Below are 18,475 nucleotides of genomic sequence, written 5' to 3'. Positions count from 1 at the left end.
TCTTCATAGCTGTGAACAGGAAGGATGCGGGAATATGAATAGTAAACAATTAATTCTAGAAGCAATCGAAGCGCGTAAACAAGCGTACGTACCATATTCTAAATTTCAAGTAGGTGCAGCATTATTAACGCGCGATGGAAAAGTGTATCGTGGATGTAATGTTGAGAATGCATCATATGGCTTATGTAATTGTGCTGAAAGAACAGCTTTATTTAAGGCGGTTTCTGAAGGGGATAACGAATTTGTAGCCATTGCGGTTGTAGCAGATACAAAGCGTCCAGTACCTCCTTGTGGAGCATGTCGACAAGTTATGGTAGAATTATGTAAACAGGATACGAAAGTATACTTATCAAACTTACATGGTGACGTTCAAGAGACGACAGTCGGAGAATTGTTACCAGGAGCATTTTTAGCGGAGGATTTACATGAATAGAAAAGGTTATAAATCAGGTTTTGTCTCTATTATTGGCAGACCGAATGTTGGAAAATCTACATTTTTAAACCGTATTATCGGCCAGAAAATTGCTATTATGAGTGATAAGCCACAAACGACTCGTAATAAAATTCAAGGTGTATATACAGAAAATGATGCACAAGTTATTTTCATTGATACACCAGGAATACATAAACCTAAACATAAATTAGGCGACTTCATGGTAAAGATGGCGCAAACGACATTAAAAGAAGTTGATATTGTTCTGTTTATGGTTAATGCAGTTGAAGGATTTGGTCGTGGTGAGGAATTCATCATTGAGAAATTAAAAGAAACAAAACAACCAGTATTTTTAGTCATTAATAAAATTGACCAACTTCATCCAGAGCAATTACTAGAGTTAATTGATCAATATCGTAAACTACATGAGTTTGCAGAGATTGTACCAATTTCTGCGTTAGACGGTAATAATGTGGACGCTTTAATTGGGACAATTAAAAAGTATTTACCAGAAGGACCACAATACTATCCAGAGAATCAAGTAACGGATCATCCGGAGAGATTTATTATTGCAGAGCTTATTCGTGAGAAAGTACTACATTTAACACGTGAAGAAGTGCCGCATTCTGTGGCTGTTGTTATCGATGCGATTCAAAAGCGTGAGGGCGGGGCAGTTTATATAAATGCAACGATTGTTGTTGAACGTGCATCACAAAAAGGAATCATCATCGGAAAACAAGGAAAAATGTTAAAAGAAGTTGGTAAGCGAGCTCGTTTTGATATTGAAGCGCTACTTGGTTCTAAAGTATTTTTAGAAGTATGGGTAAAAGTGCAAAAAGATTGGCGTAATAAAATGTCTCAGCTTCGTGACCTAGGTTTCCGCGAGGATGAGTACTAAAATAGAGTAAAGTTGTAATCAGTGGATGGTTGGTTCATCCACTGATTATTGGTTTTTATGAACTTTGATAAATTAGGAAAAATTTTTCTCACATGAAAATGGACAAAATGGGTCAATTTAATAACAACAAAGGAAATTGGTTTATAGGCTACGCTTATTGAGAAAGGTGGATTCTTATGCTAGATTTTACCTGGAAGTTTTTCTCCAAAACAGGAAGCATTGAAACGTACTTGCTTTTGAAAGAAATGGAAAAAGACGTAAACGATGAGATGGATCAACATGAAGAGGAGCTAGCGCATCTAGACTCTCCAATTTCTTGACCCGTTTTGTTCAAACCTTGGATGGTGACGAACATGTTTCAAAAAGTTGAGGGCATCGTTATCCGTACGACAGATTACGGAGAAACGAACAAAATTGTTACAATATTCTCAAGAGAACTTGGTAAGGTAAGTGCAATGGCAAGAGGGGCAAAAAAACCGAAAAGCCGATTAGCATCTGTGTCGCAATTAATGACACATGGCCATTTTCTAATTCAAATGGGATCTGGGCTTGGAACATTGCAACAAGGCGAGATTATTTCAACTATGAAAGAAATTCGCGAGGATATATTTTTAACTGCTTATGCATCATTTATTGTTGAGTTAACTGATAAAGCAACAGAAGATAAAAAACATAATCCGTATTTATTTGAAATGTTATATCAAACGTTGCATTATATGTGTGAGGGTGTTGATCCAGAAGTATTATCATTAATTTATCAAACGAAAATGCTTCCGGTATTAGGGATGCGCCCGTACTTTGATACATGTGCGATTTGTCATCAAGAAACAGACTTTGTCGCCTTCTCCGTCAGGGAAGGCGGTTTTCTGTGCTCACGTCATGCAGAGCAAGACCCATATCGTATACCGGTAGGAGAAGCTGTTCATAAATTATTACGTCTTTTCTTCCATTTCGATTTACATAGGCTCGGAAATGTATCGGTAAAGGATAGCACAAAAAAACAAATGCGTTTAGTATTGAATACATATTATGATGAATATTGCGGAATTTATTTGAAATCAAGACGTTTTTTAGAACAACTTGATAAGTTTCAAATATAATTTTGGGCCGTATACGGTCCTTTTTACATACTTTCTTTTTCGAATAGCATATTTAGTATATAATATTTAAGAGATAGTATAACTTTTTTCGTTGTGCATTAAAGGTGGTGATTATCATAGAGCTGAATAAACGGCAAGAACATATCATTCAGATTGTAAAAGATCACGGTCCTATTACAGGGGAATCAATTGCAGCGCAATTGGGTCTAACACGTGCGACGCTAAGACCAGACTTAGCAATTTTAACGATGGCTGGTTATTTAGAAGCACGTCCACGCGTAGGTTATTTTTATACGGGTAAAACTGGGGGGCAGCTATTATCTGAAGCTGTTAAGAAAATTAAAGTACAAGATTATCAATCTAGACCGGTTGTAATTGATAAAAATGTTTCCGTATACGATGCAATTTGTACGATGTTTTTAGAGGACGTTGGTACATTGTTCGTTGTAGATCAGATGACTCTATTAGTTGGTGTTGTGTCTCGTAAAGATTTATTAAGAGCGAGCTTAGGAAAGCAGGATTTAACCTCTCTTCCGGTTAATATTATCATGACAAGGATGCCAAACATTGCGATGTGTCGTAGAGAGGATTCTTTATATGATATTGCGATGGAATTAATAGAAAGACAGATTGATGCAATGCCAGTTGTAAAAGATACGAAACAAGGTTTAGAAGTGATTGGGCGAATTACAAAAACAAATATTACACGTGCGTTTGTAAATTTAGTAAATAACGAATAAGTGTAATTTGTTTAAAGTGAGGTAATGTAATGGATAATAAAATCGTATATGTCGTATCTGACTCTGTAGGGGAAACGGCTGATTTGGTTGTTCGAGCAGCAATGGGGCAATTCCCGTTTGCTCCTGATATTAGACGTGTACCGTATGTAGAAGATACAGGGACATTAAAAGAAGTGATTTCGATTGCTAAGAGTAATCAAGCACTTATATGTTTTACGTTAGTTAAGCCTGATATGCGCCAGTATTTAGTAACAGAGGCTGCAAAAGAAGGGGTAGAGGCATACGATATTATCGGCCCTCTTATTGATCAAATTGAAGAAATTACGGGGCAAGTGCCGAGATATGAGCCAGGTGTTGTCCGTAGGTTAGATGAAGAATACTTTAAAAAGATTGAAGCGATTGAGTTTGCTGTGAAGTATGATGACGGCAGAGATGCACGAGGTATTTTAAAAGCAGATATCGTGTTGATTGGTGTTTCGCGTACATCAAAAACACCACTTTCCCAATATTTAGCTCATAACAAACGCTTGAAAGTTGCGAATGTACCACTCGTGCCAGAAGTTGACCCACCTGAAGAACTATATCAAGTGGCAAAAGAAAAATGTTTCGGTTTGAAAATTACGCCAGATAAGTTAAATCATATTCGAAAAGAACGATTAAAATCACTTGGATTAAGTGATGGAGCAACATATGCAAATATTAATCGTATTCAAGAAGAAATTGATCACTTTGAGGAAGTAATTAGTAAAATAAATTGCCAAGTAATCGATGTATCGAATAAAGCGATTGAAGAAACAGCAAATATTATTGTGAATGCAGTGCAAAACCAAAAAATGTTTTAGCACATTTACCAAAGGTGAATGTGCTTTTTTCGCTCGTGTGAAATATGATACCTATGGATTTTGTAATAGATTGTAGTGTAATGGTTATACTTATACTCCTTTGTCTTTTAGTATATTCAAGGTGTGAGTTTGTCATCCTGAAATGTAAGATGAAAAAATAAAGGGATATGTAGCGTAGTTGAAGAAAATATATTATAATAAAAAATTGTGATAAAAACCTATATTTTACGTTTAGACTTTAATTTTTCAGAATAAACTAGGGATAGGATTTACGAAAAAGACATGTAATTACGTTAAATCGACAAAATCTATACAAGAAAACGCACATTATGGAAGGATTCACAGAAGGGATGTAGAATACAGAAATATGCAAAACATCAACAACATATTAGTTGGTGTAGATGTATATCCCGTGAAGGCTGAAATTGTGCAAGTTGGAGCGGAATTTCATGTCTGAATTTTGTTTGTCGCATCATATGCTCATCCTTTAAGGAAATAGCAAGGCAATTGGATCATTGTAGATACTGAACAAAATGGAGTTGATTGTTATATGGATCAACATGAAAAAGTTACAGATCTCAAGATCAAACAGTATATGTGGCTTGCTACTCTTCTTGGAAAAAGGTGTATATGTATTGTTTCTAAGAGATACATTTGTAACAGATGAGCAAATGTATACAATTTTATATAGCAAGTATGTATATGCGATTTATGCAGATAAAGGACCTATAGGAAAGGTTCAAAATCGTTTATACAATGTAATCGGCAACACTTTCTAACAAGTTTAGAAAAATATTGTCGAATTATAAAGGAATTTTTTAATTTATATCGAATACAAAATACGACACGGAGATGGAGTTATGGGGAACAGAATTCCCGAAGAAGTTGTTGAACAGATTCGGACATCATCCGATATTGTAGAAGTCATTGGTGAATACGTTCAACTTAGAAAACAGGGGCGTAACTATTTCGGCCTTTGTCCATTTCATGGTGAGAATTCTCCTTCATTCTCTGTTTCATCTGATAAGCAAATTTTTCATTGCTTCGGATGTGGAGAAGGTGGAAATGTATTTTCCTTTCTAATGAAAATGGAAGGACTGGCTTTTACCGAGGCTGTTCAAAAGCTAGGCGAAAGAAATGGAATTGCGGTTGCAGAGTACACATCAGGACAAGGACAACAAGAAGACATATCTGATGACACTGTCATCATGCAACAAGCTCATGAATTATTGAAAAAGTATTATCATCATTTATTAGTAAATACGGAAGAGGGAAATGAAGCACTTTCATATTTATTAAACCGTGGTATTACGAAAGAGATGATTGAGAAGTTTGAAATTGGTTATGCATCACCTGCTTGGGATGCGGCGACGAAAATTTTACAAAAAAGAGGTTTATCGCTGTCTAGTATGGAACAAGCTGGCCTTCTAATAAGAAGTGAGAAGGATGGTAGTCATTACGATCGCTTCCGTGGAAGAGTTATGTTCCCGATCTATACGTTACAAGGTAAGGTGATAGCGTTTAGTGGAAGGGCGTTAGGGGATGACACTCCGAAATATTTAAATAGCCCTGAAACACCGATTTTTCACAAAAGTAAATTGTTGTATAACTTCCACCAAGCAAGACCGTTTATTAGAAAGCGTGGGCAAGTGGTTCTTTTTGAAGGATATGCCGATGTACTAGCTGCGGTAAAAAGTGGTGTGGAAGAAGCTGTTGCGACAATGGGAACAGCTTTAACTGAAGAACAAGCAAAACTTCTGCGACGTAACGTTGAAACTGTTGTTCTTTGCTATGATGGTGATAAAGCAGGGCGAGAAGCGACGATGAAAGCAGGGCAATTATTGCTAAAAGTTGGTTGCCAAGTGAAAGTCACATCCTTGCCAGATAAGCTTGATCCTGATGAATATGTGCAACAATATGGGACTACCGCTTTTGAAAATCTTGTGAAATCAAGTGTGAGTTTTGTTGGTTTTAAAATAAATTATTTGCGTTTAGGGAAAAATTTGCAAGATGAGTCTGGCAAAGAAGAATATGTGAAAAGTGTTTTAAAAGAGTTATCGTTGTTACAAGATGCGATGCAGGCAGAGTCATATTTGAAGTCATTATCGCAAGAATTTTCGTATTCAATGGAAACACTTTTGAATCAATTGCACCAATATCGCAAAGAACAAAAGGTACAGCAAAAACAAATAAAGCAGGTTGCTAAACCGTCTCAAGTCGTTCAAACAAAACCGAAGTTAACAGGTTTTGAAAGAGCGGAAAGAGAAATTATTTACCATATGTTGCAAAGTGCAGAAGTAGCTGTTCGTATGGAATCCCATATAGAAGATTTTCATACAGAAGAACATAAAGGGATTTTATATGAACTATACGCATATTATGAAAAGGGAAATGAACCTTCAGTCGGAACATTTTTAAGTTGGCTCTCTGATGAAAAGTTGAAAAATATTATCACTGATATTTCGACGGATGAATTTATTAATCCAGAATACACAGAAGAAGTGTTGCAAGGCCATTTGGAGACGCTTAGGCGGCATCAGGAAAAACTTGAAAAGATGGAGATCATCTTTAAAGTGAAACAAATGGAAAAAACAGATCCTGTAGAGGCTGCTAAATATTATGTAGCATATTTACAAAATCAAAAAGCGAGAAAATAGCTTTTTTGATAAAGTTTTAGTATAATGAATGTTTGTATCTCGCGTAAGGAGGGGAACAGATGGCTGACAAACCAGCTCGTTCTAAACAAATTGAAACTGAAATGACCCTTGAGCAAGTGAAAGAACAACTCACTGAGCTCGGAAAAAAACGTGGCGTTCTTACATATGAAGAGATTGCAGAACGCATGAATGGATTTGAAATTGAATCCGATCAAATGGATGAATACTATGAATATTTAGGTGAACAAGGCATTGACTTAGTTGGTGATAATGACAACGAAGAAGGCCCTAATAATCGCCAAATTTCAAAAACAGAAGAAGAGTTTGACCTCAATGATTTAAGTGTACCACCAGGGGTTAAAATCAACGATCCTGTTCGTATGTATTTAAAAGAAATTGGTCGTGTAGACTTACTATCTGCAGAAGAAGAAATTCGACTTGCAACGCGTATTGAAGAAGGCGATGAAGAAGCGAAACGTCGTCTTGCAGAAGCAAACTTACGTCTTGTAGTAAGTATTGCAAAGCGCTATGTAGGCCGTGGTATGCTTTTCTTAGACTTAATTCAAGAAGGTAATATGGGTCTAATTAAAGCTGTTGAAAAGTTCGATTATCGTAAAGGTTTCAAATTTAGTACGTATGCAACTTGGTGGATTCGCCAAGCTATTACACGTGCCATTGCAGACCAAGCGCGAACAATTCGTATTCCAGTCCATATGGTTGAAACGATTAACAAGTTAATTCGTGTACAACGCCAATTATTACAAGATTTAGGTCGTGAACCGTCTCCTGAAGAGATTGGTGAAGAAATGGATCTTGCTCCAGAAAAAGTACGTGAAATCTTAAAAATTGCACAGGAGCCAGTTTCTCTTGAAACACCAATTGGTGAAGAAGATGACTCCCATTTAGGTGACTTTATTGAAGACCAAGAAGCAACATCGCCTGCGGACCATGCAGCCTATGAATTGCTAAAAGAACAATTAGAAGATGTGTTAGATACGCTAACAGATCGTGAAGAAAATGTTCTACGTCTTCGTTTCGGTTTGGATGATGGACGAACTCGTACGCTTGAAGAAGTTGGGAAAGTATTTGGCGTAACGAGAGAGCGTATCCGTCAAATTGAAGCAAAAGCACTTCGCAAATTAAGACATCCAAGCCGTAGTAAGCGTCTTAAGGATTTCTTAGAATAGGTTATTTTTTAAGTTTACTTCACCATTGTGAAGTAAACTTTTTTATTTTGTTAATTTTTGTTAAAATTTAGCTATCGGCAACGATTACAATTTCTTGTAATTTATTTTACAGAATTGTCTTTTGATTTGCAAATGCTCATTTTTCGATTTTTCGATTAATTTTGTTTATTCTATACAAAAATATATGTAGAAAAGCGAAAAATATGATGAGAAACGTTAATAATTATCGAAATAATAAGCGATATGACAATAAAAAACAATAAACTGAATTTATGGAATATTTTTAACAAGTGGTAGTTTACTCTTTTCTGATAGAGCGTTTTCAAGTACAATGGAAATGACTGAATCATCTAACTATTTAGGGGTATAGAGGGGGGAGAAGAGATATGAAACGTAATCCGCTGATTCCGTTCGCTCTTATTGCAGCATTGGGTATTATCGTTATGTTTGTATTTTCATTTCAGGGGCTAAATAAATCTAAAGAGTTAGCTGATGCAAAAAATGGCGGGAAGCCAGCACAAACGGCATCAAAACCAGAAGATATTGTGAAGCAAAGCTGTACGAGCTGCCATGGTGATCAGTTACAAGGGGCAGTTGGACCTAACTTGCAAAAAATTGGTGGGAAACTTTCAAAGGATGAAATTAAAGAAATTCTTTCGAAAGGAAAAGGCAATATGCCTGCCAATATAGTTCCAGCTGATCAAGCCGCTAAAGTAGCTGATTGGTTATCGAAGAAAAAATAAAGTTCCGTATGACAAGCCTTTTGCTTATGCAAAGGGCTTGTTTTTCTATATTTTCTAAAATACGATGAATGATAAGAGCAGTGAATTGTTGTTATGGGCTTGCAACAACTACTATAAATTCATTATCATGGAGACAGACTGACAAGAGAAGGAGTAATGGAAATACATGAATGAAGTAAAGCTTTCAAAACGATTAGAAGAAGTTGTACGTGAAATACCAGTAGGATCTACAGTCGCTGATATTGGATCGGATCATGCGTATTTACCGTGTTATACAATTATAAATAATATTGCTACAAAAGCAGTTGCAGGAGAGGTCGTAGATGGACCATTTCGCTCTGCGCAAGCAACTGTAGCTGAAAGTGGTTTACAAGATAAAGTAGATGTGCGTAAAGGGAATGGATTAGCTGTTATCACACCAGGAGAAGTAGATGTAATTACAGTTGCCGGAATGGGCGGAGCGTTAATTCGTGACATTTTAGAAAGTGGTAAAGAAAAATTAGAAGGTGTAACACGTTTAATTTTACAGCCTAATATTGCAGCGCATCATATTCGTGAATGGTTTATTGAGAATGGTTGGGAGCTTATCCATGAAAAAATCGTAAAAGAAGATGGGAAAATTTACGAAATTTTAGTAGGGGAGCGAGGAAATGTTGCAGCGCCTTACTCTGAAAATAAACAAGCTGAATTGTTTATGGGACCATTTTTAATAACAGAAAAAAGTGAAGCCTTCGTTGAAAAATGGGAAGGAGAATTAAAAAACTTCCAAAATATTTTAAAACAGTTAGAACGTGCAGCTGATTCTGAAGAAACAAAAGCGAAGCGTGGGGAAGTAGAAGCGAAAATGAAAATGATAGGGGAGGTTTTATCATGAGTAAAATTCCAAATGGCCATGAAATTATTTCTTTATTTGAAAGTATGTATCCGAAGCATTTGGCGATGGAAGGAGATAAGATTGGCCTGCAGATTGGAGCGCTTAATAAACCGGTGCGGCACGTATTGATTGCGTTAGATGTAACGGAAGAAGTTGTGGATGAAGCAATTCAATTAGGGGCAAATGTCATTATTGCTCATCATCCTTTAATTTTTAACCCGTTAAAAGCGATTCATACAGATAAGGCGTATGGGAAAATTATTGAAAAGTGTATTAAAAATGATATTGCAATCTATGCAGCGCATACAAATGTGGATGTTGCTAAGGGCGGGGTAAATGATTTACTTGCTGAGGCGTTAGGATTGCAAAATACAGAAGTTTTGGCACCGACATATGCAGAAGAAATGAAAAAAGTTGTTGTGTTTGTGCCAGTCACTCATGCAGAAGAAGTAAGGAATGCATTAGGAGACGCAGGTGCTGGTCATATCGGCAATTATAGCCACTGTACGTTTAGTAGCGAGGGTACAGGCACATTTGTACCTCAAGAGGGGACAAATCCTTATATCGGGGAAACTGGACAGTTAGAACGTGTAGAAGAAGTGCGAATCGAAACGATTATTCCAGCTTCATTACAGCGGAAAGTGATTAAAGCAATGGTAACGGCGCACCCTTATGAAGAAGTAGCATACGATGTGTATCCGCTTGATAATAAAGGTGAAACGTTAGGCCTAGGAAAAATAGGATACTTACAAGAAGAAATGACGCTTGGTCAATTTGCAGAACATGTGAAACAATCATTAGACGTGAAGGGCGCAAGAGTTGTCGGTAAGTTAGACGATAAAGTGCGTAAAGTAGCTGTACTTGGTGGAGATGGTAATAAATATATAAACCAAGCGAAATTTAAAGGAGCAGATGTATATGTAACTGGTGACATGTACTATCATGTTGCTCATGATGCGATGATGCTCGGTTTAAATATAGTTGACCCAGGACATAATGTTGAAAAAGTAATGAAACAAGGTGTACAAAAGCAATTACAAGAAAAAGTAGATGCAAAGAAACTCAATGTACACATTCATGCTTCGCAGTTACATACAGATCCATTTATATTTGTATAAGAAAAATAAAAACCGTTGCTCATGCAAGCAACGGTTTTTATTATTGTTCTTTTTTCACTTTCACGCGAGGTAATATTTTTTGTAACGGTACTTTTCGAACTCTTTCCCATGTAGCGGGATTCATTGGGTTATATTGCTCTAAGAAAGCGATAACTTCTTTCGTAATTGGCGTTGGAGTAGAAGCACCTGCTGTAACAGCTACGTTTTCTACACCTTGTAGCCACTCTAATTGAATTTCGCTTACATCAGCAACTCGATATGCTTTTGTACCCGCGATTTCTTGTGATACTTGTGCTAAGCGATTTGAATTGTTACTTTTCGGATCACCAACAACAATTGTTAAGTCTGCAACATCAGCTTGTTTAGCGACAGCTTCTTGGCGAACTTGAGTTGCTAAACAAATTTCTTTATGGAATTCTGCTGTTGGGAATTTTTTTTGAATGTCCTCCATTAAATGTTGAACATCCCATTGACTCATCGTTGTTTGATTTGTTACTAAAATTTTATCTGTTGGGATTTCTAATGTTTTTAAATCATCGGCTCTTTCGATAAGGTGAACGATGTCAGGTGCAATACCAACTGCGCCTTCTGGCTCTGGATGATTTTTTTTACCGATATAAATGACATGATACCCTTCCGCTTTCTTAGCTTCGATAAGGTCATGCGTCTTGGTAACATCTGGGCAAGTAGCATCGATTGTTGTTAAACCTTTTTCTTTTGCGCGTTGTTTAACTTCTGGAGAAACACCGTGTGCAGTGAAAATAACAGTACCAGAATCAATTTTATCTAAAATTTCTAAGCGACTTGGACCGTCTAATGTGATGATTCCATCTTCTTCAAAAGCGTCTGTAACATGTTTATTGTGAACAATCATACCTAAAATATAAATGGGTCTCGGCAATGATTTATCTAATGCGGCGTTACGTGCAATTACCATTGCATCGACAACACCGTAGCAATAACCACGAGGGGAAATTTTTACAATTTTCATATGAGTAATCCTCTCCTTCTAAACAAGGGATACTTTTGTGCATAGTCTTTTACATTATAAAGGAGGAGTGGATAGAAAACAAAGGATTGTTACACATATAGTTTTGGTTTTGTTGCTGTTTGTTGAACTGGTTCTTTCGGTAACTCTTTTTCTATTACAGGTTCAATCACTATTTTCTTTCGTTTTCGTTTCTTTTTTTGAGGTGCAGGAGGCGGACTTTCTACTTCAACTGGCTCTGTTACATTTTCCGTTTGATTTTCTTCCGTGCTTTTTCCAGAGGTGAGGATTTTAACAATGCTTGGTAGACTACGCATAATAGGACCGTACTGTTCGACGACAGGACCTACAGATTGAACGACTTGGGATACTTTTTCGATGTTATTTATCATATTAGTTGGATTTGAAATTAAGTTCGAAAAAAAACTGCCGATGCCACTGCTTGCTGTTGCCGCAGCTGTAGTTGTGCCCCCGCGCGTTTCAGTTGATTCATACATTTGAGGCGGTATCATTTGCTCAGGATATTGCTGCATGTATGGTTGATATTGTGGATGTTGCTGCGGATATTGTTGTTGGTATTGCTGCGGATATTGCTGTTGATATTGGGGCGGTGGTGGTTGCTGATGCATCATCGGTTGCCCTTCCATTTGTCGGTAAGGTGGAACCATTTGCATAAAAGGCTCGGTTGGATCGTGTTTTTTAAAAAGCTTAGCAAGAAAACCTTTCTTTTTTTGTGCCATTGGTGGTAGTTGTGGAATTGGATATGGTGTATAAGGTTGCTGCCCTGGATTCGGATACATTTGCCTTGTAGGGGATTTCGGAAACATGTGAGAAATCCTCCTTTCTTCAGTTAGGTATATACACATACAATATGCAATAAAAGGGAAGAAGGTTAGTTTTTGAAGTGAAAACCTAAACTAAAGATGGATTTTACTTGTAGATTTCGATATAATGTAGACTTGACTGATTTGTGCGCGCAGTAGAAATTTTAGAAAGAAGGTGTAACTTATGACACAACAAACTTTTACACAGTATGATTTTAAACCATTTTTAATAGATGCAGTTCGTGAACTACGCTTTACAGAGCCGACAGGAATTCAGCAGAAAATTTTCCCAGTCGTGAAAAAAGGTGTAAGTGTAATTGGACAATCCCAAACAGGTTCTGGGAAAACACATGCATACTTACTTCCTACATTAAACAGAATTAATGCAAGTCGTGAAGAAGTACAACTTGTTATTACAGCGCCTACTCGTGAGTTAGCACAACAAATTTACGAAGAAATCGTGAAATTAACAAAGTTTTGTGCGGAAGACCAAATGATTACAGCACGTTGTTTAATTGGTGGAACTGATAAACAACGTTCAATTGAGAAATTGAAAAAACAACCTCATATCGTAGTTGGGACACCAGGACGTATTAAAGACTTAGTTGAAGAACAAGCATTATTTGTTCATAAAGCAAATACGATTATTGTCGATGAAGCAGACTTAATGCTTGATATGGGATTCATTCATGATGTAGACAAAATTGCAGCACGCATGCCTAAAAACTTGCAAATGTTAGTTTTCTCTGCAACAATTCCTCAAAAACTAAAACCGTTTCTGAAGAAATATATGGAGAATCCAGAGCATATTCATATCAATCCAAAACAAGTTGCAGCTGGAAACATTGAACACTATTTAGTGCCTTCTAAACATCGTAATAAAATTGATTTAGTGCATAAAATGCTACTTCAATTTAAACCGTATTTAGCAGTTGTTTTCACGAATACGAAAAAGATGGCAGACCAAGTTGCTGATGGATTAATGGAACGTGGCTTAAAAGTTGGACGAATTCACGGGGATTTATCACCACGTGATCGTAAAAAAATGATGAAACAAATTCGTGACCTTGAATTCCAATATATTGTTGCGACTGATTTAGCAGCACGTGGTATTGATATTGAAGGGATTAGCCATGTTATTAACTATGAGCTACCATCAGATTTAGATTTCTTCGTTCACCGCGTTGGAAGAACAGCACGTGCGGGGCATTCTGGTATTGCAGTGACGATTTATGATCCAGCAAACGAAGAAGCGTTAGATAGCTTAGAAAAACAACGTCATATCGAGTTTAAACATGTAGATTTACGTGGAGATGAGTGGGCAGATTTAGGTGAGCGTCGTCGTCGTAAGAGCCGTAAAAAACCAAATGACGAACTTGATGTTATGGCAACGAAAGTTATTAAAAAACCGAAAAAAGTAAAACCAAACTATAAACGTAAACTTGCAACAGAACGTGACAAAGTGAAGAGAAAATATAGCAATAAAAAAAGATAAGGGGTTTCCCTTATCTTTTTTTAATCCCGCTAATTTAAATGAAGAGTATAGTCTGTCTAAATAGTCATATGAATTTGTGTAGTGCGTCTTTTGTGAACAAACAATTCACTACATATTTCTACAAATTATGCTATCATTATATCTATTGTATATTGAAGAGGTGATTGTATGTTAAAGATTGGATCTCATGTTTCTATGAGTGGTAAGAAAATGTTATTAGCAGCAAGTGAAGAGGCTGTTTCATACGGTGCAACAACGTTTATGATTTATACAGGTGCACCGCAAAATACACGAAGAAAACCAATTGAAGAATTGAACATAGAAGCAGGAAGAAAACATATGGAGCTGAACGGAATTGAGGAAATTATCGTCCATGCGCCGTATATTATTAATGTTGGGAATACGACGAAGCCAGAAACATTCCAATTAGGCGTAGACTTTCTTCGCATGGAAATTGAAAGAACATCGGCATTAGGTGTAGCGAAACAAATTGTTCTTCACCCAGGAGCGCACGTTGGTGCTGGAGCAGATGCTGGTATTCAACAAATTATTAAAGGGCTTAATGAAGTATTAACGCCAGAACAGACGGTTAACATTGCGTTAGAGACGATGGCAGGAAAAGGAACAGAATGCGGTCGTAGCTTTGAAGAAATTGCGAAGATTATTGATGGTGTAAAATATAATGAAAAGCTATCTGTATGCTTTGATACGTGTCATACGCACGATGCAGGATATGATATTGTAAATGACTTTGACGGCGTATTAAACGAATTTGATAAGATTGTTGGTATAGATCGTTTACAAGTACTTCATATTAATGATAGTAAAAATGTACGCGGAGCAGGAAAAGACCGTCATGAAAACATTGGATTTGGTCACATTGGGTATAAAGCATTGCATCACATTGTACATCATCCACAGTTAATGCATGTACCAAAAATTCTTGAAACACCGTATGTAGGGGAAGATAAAAAAGATAAGAAGCCACCATATAAATTGGAAATCGAAATGCTGAAAAACGGCACTTTTGATGAAGGGCTTCTTGAAAAAATTAAAGCGCAATAAGGAGGGGAAATCCCCTCCTTATTTTAGTAGTTGCTGAAATAATGTATTTACTTGTTGGGCAGTGGCAGGGGAAGTTACTTTTGCGATCTGTTTTAAGAGCTCTAGTCGCTCGTTGTTATCGTAAATATTAATATTTTTACCCTTCATAAGTAAAACGATTTGGTCAGCTTGTGCGGCTGTAATAGGAACTTCGTATTCTTTGCTATATTTTAATAACTCTTTTGTAGAAATATGATTTAATTTTTTATTAACAATTTGTTTAATGAGGTTCATCTTATTATCCTCCTTCACGCGTTCTTCTATCGAAATATATGAGCATGTAGCTTGTACATATTCGTATGGAGTTTCTTTTTTCATGAGGAAAAGAAGCGTATGTTATAATATAAGGACAAAACTACAGAAAAAGAGTAAAGGGAGGACTTATGGAGCAAAAGCAACATCGAAAAGAAAGTGTTATTCATCTCATTTATCGTTTAGTTATGATTATTTTTGGAGCAGCATGCGCGGCGGTAGCAATTGAACTATTTTTAATGCCAAATAAAATTATTGATGGTGGAATTATTGGTATTTCTCTTATATTAGATTATCTTACTCCTAACATTTGGTGGTTAAGTTTTTCTACTTTAGTCGTTGTTCTCAATATCCCATTTATGTATTCCGGTTATAAGCAAATTGGAAAAACATTTATGTTATCTTCGACATTTGGTATTGTAGCGTTAGCTTTCATTGAGTCAACGTTACATGCGGTACCACCATTTACAACAGAACCTATTTTAGCGACAGTGTTTGGTGGTCTTATTTTAGGTCTTGGTGTAGGACTTGTAATTCGTCATGGTGGATCGCTAGATGGAACTGAAATTATGGGGATTTTATTAACGAAGAAATTACCATTCTCTGTTGGTGAATTCGTAATGTTTGTGAACTTATTTATTTTTGCATGGGCAGCATTTGTGTTTGGTGTGGAACAAGCGATGTATTCTGTTATGACGTACTATATCGCATTTAAAACAATCGATACAGTAATTCAAGGGCTAGATGAAACGAAGGCGGTTTTAATTGTATCTGATCAATATGAGGAAGTATCAAACGCGATTTTGCATCGTCTTGGCCGTGGAACGACAAAGCTTGTAGCAAAAGGTGGTTACACGGATAAAGAAAAAGAAGTTATTTATGCAGTTGTAACGCGTCTAGAAGTGACGAAATTAAAGTCAATTGTGCATGAAATTGATGAAAATGCGTTTGTTACGATTATGAGCACGCAAGAGACAAATGGTGGTAAGTTTAAATCGGCTATTCACTAAAAGTTTATAGGAATATTTTTTGAAAGCAGAGAATTTTTCTCTGCTTTTTGTTATAATAGTAAGGTTTCTTGAAAAAATAGATATATTTTAGGCAGATTGGTTTACAACTATAATAAGCTGTACTATAATTCAAATAGATATAAATCGGAATCATTCTGAATTAAAATAGGTGAGATGCTATGAATAATATATTAGAAATTGAAGGTTTAACATTCCGATATGAAGATCGGAATGTGTTAGAAAATATTAATTTGCAAGTTCCGAAGGGAGCTTTTTTAGGTTTAGTGGGACCGAATGGTTCAGGTAAATCAACTTTACTTAAGTGTTTATTAGGCGTTTTAAAGCCAAAAGAAGGAAGCATACGCGTGTTTGGCGTTGATAGTAAGAAGTTTAAGGAATGGAACAAAGTTGGTTATGTATCCCAAAAGGCAAATAGTTTCAATTCTGGTTTTCCAGCAACTGTTTCTGAAGTTGTCTCAATGGGACTTGTTTCGAAAAAAGGGCTTTTTCGCTTTTTTACAAAAGAGGATAAAAAAAAGGTAGAAAAAGCAATTGCTGATGTAGGGATGAGTGAGTTTCAAGGTCGTAACATTGGAGAGCTTTCTGGTGGACAGCAACAGCGTGTATTTATTGCTCGTGCGCTCGTTAGTGATCCTGAATTGCTTATTTTGGACGAGCCTACTGTTGGAATCGATGTGAAAAATGTGGAAAGTTTTTACGAAATATTAGAGGATTTAAACAAAAGGCTCGGGATCACATTAATTCTTGTTACTCATGATATGGGAGCTGTTACTGAAAAAGTAACACATGTTGCATGCCTAAACCAACATCTACATTTCCATGGAAATGTAGAGAAGTTCCGAGAGTTAGAAGATGCAGAAATGTCCGTCTTATATGGACATCATGTTCATCGTTTAGAACACGAACATGAGCATCACGGGAGGATATAATGATACAAGATTTTTTACAATATGACTTTTTACGTAATTCTTTATACGCAGGTATTTTAATTGGACTTGTTGCACCGCTAATTGGTGTGTTTGTTGTTATTCGTCGTTTATCTCTTATTGCGGATGCATTAAGTCACGTGACGTTATCGGGTATTGCAGCAAGTTTATTACTTGAAAAAACCATTTTTACAGGTGGATTTTTAAACCCCTTATATATGGGGATGATTTTCTCGATTGGTGGAGCGCTACTAATCGAAAAGTTACGAACTGTATATAAGCACTATCAAGAATTAGCAATTCCAATTATCCTTTCGGCAGGGATGGGGGTTGGAGTTATTTTCATTTCACTTGCAAATGGATTTAACACAGACTTATTTAGTTATTTATTTGGTAGTGTCAGTGCTGTAACAAGTACAGATTTAATTATTATTGGGATTGTAGCAATTGTTGTTGTTGCGACAATTATTTTATTATATAAAGAGCTGTTTCTATTATCATTTGATGAGGAATACGCAGTATCAACTGGTTTAAGAGCGAAATGGATTCACTTTATTTTCATTATATTAGTTGCTCTTGTCATTGCAGTATCAATGCGTGTAGTGGGGGTTCTTCTCGTATCATCATTAATGACATTACCAGTTGCAGCAAGTATTCGTATTGATAAAGGATTTAAACAAACAATTTTCTTTTCCATTTTATTTGGTGAAATTGCAGTAATTGGTGGAATGTTTGCTTCGTATCAACTTGATCTAGCGCCAGGTGGTACAATTGTTATGATAGCAGTTCTTATTTTAATCGGTGCGATTTTATGGAAGAAGAAAAAAACTGCATAAAGTAGGGATAGGTATGAATCTAACAGAAGCTTTACGCCTAATGAAAGAAAAAGGATATAAACATACTGGAAAAAGAGAAGAGATGCTCAGATTATTTGCAGCACATAATCGTTATTTAACTGCGAAAGACGTTTTAGAACATATGAAAGACGATTATCCAGGGCTTAGTTTTGATACGATTTATCGTAACTTAACAGTTTTTGCTGAGATTGGTGTTTTAGAACAAACGGAATTAAATGGCGAAAAACATTTTCGTTTTACTTGTTCTATTATGGAACATCATCATCATTTTATTTGTTTGGATTGTGGGGGGACGAAAGAGATTACTTCCTGCCCAATGGATTTTATGAATAAAGATTTTACTGGTTATGAAGTAACGGGTCATAAGTTTGAAATATATGGTCGTTGTCCAAAATGTGCAAAGTAA

21 protein-coding genes are annotated in these 18,475 nt (G+C 36.3%); 18 read left to right on the top strand and 3 right to left on the bottom strand.

Annotation, left to right across the window (positions count from 1 at the left end; translation table 11 throughout):
• Positions 1–34 precede the first annotated feature (34 nt).
• From MHH55_RS15600 to MHH55_RS15545, 12 genes are all read left to right on the top strand, one after another.
• Positions 35–433, top strand: coding sequence for a cytidine deaminase (locus tag MHH55_RS15600; RefSeq protein ID WP_001086283.1), 399 nt, complete (start codon positions 35–37; stop codon positions 431–433).
• On the top strand, positions 426–1,331 hold the full coding sequence (gene era, locus MHH55_RS15595; protein WP_001080230.1) for a GTPase Era: 906 nt from the start codon (positions 426–428) through the stop codon (positions 1,329–1,331). Before MHH55_RS15600 ends, era begins: the two co-directional genes overlap by 8 nt.
• Before the next feature lie 176 nt (positions 1,332–1,507).
• On the top strand, positions 1,508–1,651 hold the full coding sequence (locus MHH55_RS15590) for a YqzL family protein (RefSeq protein ID WP_000883924.1): 144 nt from the start codon (positions 1,508–1,510) through the stop codon (positions 1,649–1,651).
• A 33-nt stretch (positions 1,652–1,684) separates the two neighbouring features.
• Positions 1,685–2,431 carry a DNA repair protein RecO gene (gene recO, locus MHH55_RS15585; RefSeq protein WP_000487009.1) on the top strand — a complete coding sequence of 249 codons (747 nt, stop codon included), beginning with the start codon at positions 1,685–1,687 and terminating at the stop codon, positions 2,429–2,431.
• A gap of 107 nt (positions 2,432–2,538) precedes the next feature.
• Positions 2,539–3,171 (top strand): helix-turn-helix transcriptional regulator, encoded by a 633-nt coding sequence (locus MHH55_RS15580; protein WP_000583756.1) that lies wholly within the window; start codon positions 2,539–2,541, stop codon positions 3,169–3,171.
• Between the two features lie 29 nt (positions 3,172–3,200).
• Entirely contained in the window at positions 3,201–4,013 is an 813-nt protein-coding gene (locus MHH55_RS15575; protein WP_000368944.1) for a pyruvate, water dikinase regulatory protein, read from the top strand.
• A gap of 635 nt (positions 4,014–4,648) precedes the next feature.
• Positions 4,649–4,792, top strand: a complete 144-nt coding sequence (locus tag MHH55_RS15570; RefSeq protein WP_000479733.1) for a hypothetical protein — start codon at positions 4,649–4,651, stop codon at positions 4,790–4,792.
• An 81-nt stretch (positions 4,793–4,873) separates the two neighbouring features.
• Complete coding sequence (dnaG, locus tag MHH55_RS15565; RefSeq protein ID WP_000528221.1) at positions 4,874–6,670, top strand: DNA primase; 1,797 nt, start codon at positions 4,874–4,876, stop codon at positions 6,668–6,670.
• A 59-nt stretch (positions 6,671–6,729) separates the two neighbouring features.
• Positions 6,730–7,857 (top strand): RNA polymerase sigma factor RpoD, encoded by a 1,128-nt coding sequence (rpoD, locus tag MHH55_RS15560; protein WP_000764065.1) that lies wholly within the window; start codon positions 6,730–6,732, stop codon positions 7,855–7,857.
• A 386-nt stretch (positions 7,858–8,243) separates the two neighbouring features.
• Positions 8,244–8,600, top strand: coding sequence for a cytochrome c550 (gene cccA, locus MHH55_RS15555; protein ID WP_000828141.1), 357 nt, complete (start codon positions 8,244–8,246; stop codon positions 8,598–8,600).
• A 166-nt stretch (positions 8,601–8,766) separates the two neighbouring features.
• Entirely contained in the window at positions 8,767–9,474 is a 708-nt protein-coding gene (locus MHH55_RS15550; RefSeq protein WP_001006553.1) for a tRNA (adenine(22)-N(1))-methyltransferase, read from the top strand.
• Positions 9,471–10,592 (top strand): Nif3-like dinuclear metal center hexameric protein, encoded by a 1,122-nt coding sequence (locus MHH55_RS15545; protein WP_000036243.1) that lies wholly within the window; start codon positions 9,471–9,473, stop codon positions 10,590–10,592. The genes MHH55_RS15550 and MHH55_RS15545 overlap by 4 nt, the downstream gene beginning before the upstream one ends.
• Before the next feature lie 40 nt (positions 10,593–10,632).
• Here MHH55_RS15545 and MHH55_RS15540 read toward each other — a convergent pair whose 3' ends face one another.
• Both MHH55_RS15540 and MHH55_RS15535 read right to left on the bottom strand, forming a co-directional pair.
• The gene (locus tag MHH55_RS15540; RefSeq protein ID WP_000706662.1) at positions 10,633–11,583 is read right to left on the bottom strand and encodes a 4-hydroxy-3-methylbut-2-enyl diphosphate reductase; all 951 of its coding nucleotides are present in this window, start codon (positions 11,581–11,583) and stop codon (positions 10,633–10,635) included.
• An 89-nt stretch (positions 11,584–11,672) separates the two neighbouring features.
• Positions 11,673–12,407: a YqfQ family protein gene (locus tag MHH55_RS15535; protein ID WP_000484167.1), complete on the bottom strand. Its 735-nt coding sequence runs from the start codon at positions 12,405–12,407 to the stop codon at positions 11,673–11,675.
• Between the two features lie 181 nt (positions 12,408–12,588).
• Between MHH55_RS15535 and MHH55_RS15530 the strand changes: the two genes are divergently transcribed.
• Positions 12,589–13,899 (top strand): DEAD/DEAH box helicase, encoded by a 1,311-nt coding sequence (locus MHH55_RS15530; protein WP_000194017.1) that lies wholly within the window; start codon positions 12,589–12,591, stop codon positions 13,897–13,899.
• A gap of 168 nt (positions 13,900–14,067) precedes the next feature.
• Entirely contained in the window at positions 14,068–14,964 is an 897-nt protein-coding gene (locus MHH55_RS15525; protein ID WP_000912460.1) for a deoxyribonuclease IV, read from the top strand.
• Positions 14,965–14,982: 18 nt separating this feature from the next.
• On the opposite strand, the gene MHH55_RS15520 is transcribed toward MHH55_RS15525, so the two are convergent.
• Positions 14,983–15,237, bottom strand: coding sequence for a DUF2624 domain-containing protein (locus MHH55_RS15520; protein WP_001048954.1), 255 nt, complete (start codon positions 15,235–15,237; stop codon positions 14,983–14,985).
• Positions 15,238–15,386: 149 nt separating this feature from the next.
• Here MHH55_RS15520 and MHH55_RS15515 point away from each other — a divergent pair, with 149 nt between their 5' ends.
• The 4 genes from MHH55_RS15515 (at position 15,387) to MHH55_RS15500 (ending at position 18,475) form a co-directional block, all read left to right on the top strand.
• Positions 15,387–16,265 (top strand): YitT family protein, encoded by an 879-nt coding sequence (locus MHH55_RS15515; protein WP_000435963.1) that lies wholly within the window; start codon positions 15,387–15,389, stop codon positions 16,263–16,265.
• 179 nt (positions 16,266–16,444) lie between these two features.
• Complete coding sequence (locus MHH55_RS15510; RefSeq protein WP_001059662.1) at positions 16,445–17,215, top strand: metal ABC transporter ATP-binding protein; 771 nt, start codon at positions 16,445–16,447, stop codon at positions 17,213–17,215.
• Positions 17,215–18,048 carry a metal ABC transporter permease gene (locus tag MHH55_RS15505; RefSeq protein ID WP_078186302.1) on the top strand — a complete coding sequence of 278 codons (834 nt, stop codon included), beginning with the start codon at positions 17,215–17,217 and terminating at the stop codon, positions 18,046–18,048. Before MHH55_RS15510 ends, MHH55_RS15505 begins: the two co-directional genes overlap by 1 nt.
• Positions 18,049–18,061: 13 nt before the next feature.
• Positions 18,062–18,475, top strand: coding sequence for a Fur family transcriptional regulator (locus MHH55_RS15500; RefSeq protein WP_001054516.1), 414 nt, complete (start codon positions 18,062–18,064; stop codon positions 18,473–18,475).

The sequence above is a fragment of the Bacillus sp. FSL K6-2944 genome, assembly GCF_038005385.1.
In the GTDB taxonomy this organism is placed as follows: Bacteria; Bacillota; Bacilli; order Bacillales; family Bacillaceae_G; genus Bacillus_A; species Bacillus_A cereus.
Note: the sequence above shows the minus strand (reverse complement) of the source record. Positions and strands in the feature narration are given on the sequence as shown.

What these genes read in the sequence shown, in the direction of transcription:
- MHH55_RS15500 (WP_001054516.1), top strand. Translation starts at nt 18,062, where the DNA reads ATGAATCTAACAGAAGCTTTACGCCTAATGAAAGAAAAAGGATATAAA.
- MHH55_RS15590 (WP_000883924.1), top strand. Translation starts at nt 1,508, where the DNA reads ATGCTAGATTTTACCTGGAAGTTTTTCTCCAAAACAGGAAGCATTGAA.
- era (WP_001080230.1), top strand. Translation starts at nt 426, where the DNA reads ATGAATAGAAAAGGTTATAAATCAGGTTTTGTCTCTATTATTGGCAGA.
- MHH55_RS15510 (WP_001059662.1), top strand. Translation starts at nt 16,445, where the DNA reads ATGAATAATATATTAGAAATTGAAGGTTTAACATTCCGATATGAAGAT.
- MHH55_RS15505 (WP_078186302.1), top strand. Translation starts at nt 17,215, where the DNA reads ATGATACAAGATTTTTTACAATATGACTTTTTACGTAATTCTTTATAC.
- MHH55_RS15530 (WP_000194017.1), top strand. Translation starts at nt 12,589, where the DNA reads ATGACACAACAAACTTTTACACAGTATGATTTTAAACCATTTTTAATA.
- cccA (WP_000828141.1), top strand. Translation starts at nt 8,244, where the DNA reads ATGAAACGTAATCCGCTGATTCCGTTCGCTCTTATTGCAGCATTGGGT.
- MHH55_RS15545 (WP_000036243.1), top strand. Translation starts at nt 9,471, where the DNA reads ATGAGTAAAATTCCAAATGGCCATGAAATTATTTCTTTATTTGAAAGT.
- recO (WP_000487009.1), top strand. Translation starts at nt 1,685, where the DNA reads ATGTTTCAAAAAGTTGAGGGCATCGTTATCCGTACGACAGATTACGGA.
- dnaG (WP_000528221.1), top strand. Translation starts at nt 4,874, where the DNA reads ATGGGGAACAGAATTCCCGAAGAAGTTGTTGAACAGATTCGGACATCA.
- MHH55_RS15550 (WP_001006553.1), top strand. Translation starts at nt 8,767, where the DNA reads ATGAATGAAGTAAAGCTTTCAAAACGATTAGAAGAAGTTGTACGTGAA.
- MHH55_RS15520 (WP_001048954.1), bottom strand. Translation starts at nt 15,237, where the DNA reads ATGAACCTCATTAAACAAATTGTTAATAAAAAATTAAATCATATTTCT.
- MHH55_RS15535 (WP_000484167.1), bottom strand. Translation starts at nt 12,407, where the DNA reads ATGTTTCCGAAATCCCCTACAAGGCAAATGTATCCGAATCCAGGGCAG.
- rpoD (WP_000764065.1), top strand. Translation starts at nt 6,730, where the DNA reads ATGGCTGACAAACCAGCTCGTTCTAAACAAATTGAAACTGAAATGACC.
- MHH55_RS15525 (WP_000912460.1), top strand. Translation starts at nt 14,068, where the DNA reads ATGTTAAAGATTGGATCTCATGTTTCTATGAGTGGTAAGAAAATGTTA.
- MHH55_RS15600 (WP_001086283.1), top strand. Translation starts at nt 35, where the DNA reads ATGAATAGTAAACAATTAATTCTAGAAGCAATCGAAGCGCGTAAACAA.
- MHH55_RS15575 (WP_000368944.1), top strand. Translation starts at nt 3,201, where the DNA reads ATGGATAATAAAATCGTATATGTCGTATCTGACTCTGTAGGGGAAACG.
- MHH55_RS15515 (WP_000435963.1), top strand. Translation starts at nt 15,387, where the DNA reads ATGGAGCAAAAGCAACATCGAAAAGAAAGTGTTATTCATCTCATTTAT.
- MHH55_RS15540 (WP_000706662.1), bottom strand. Translation starts at nt 11,583, where the DNA reads ATGAAAATTGTAAAAATTTCCCCTCGTGGTTATTGCTACGGTGTTGTC.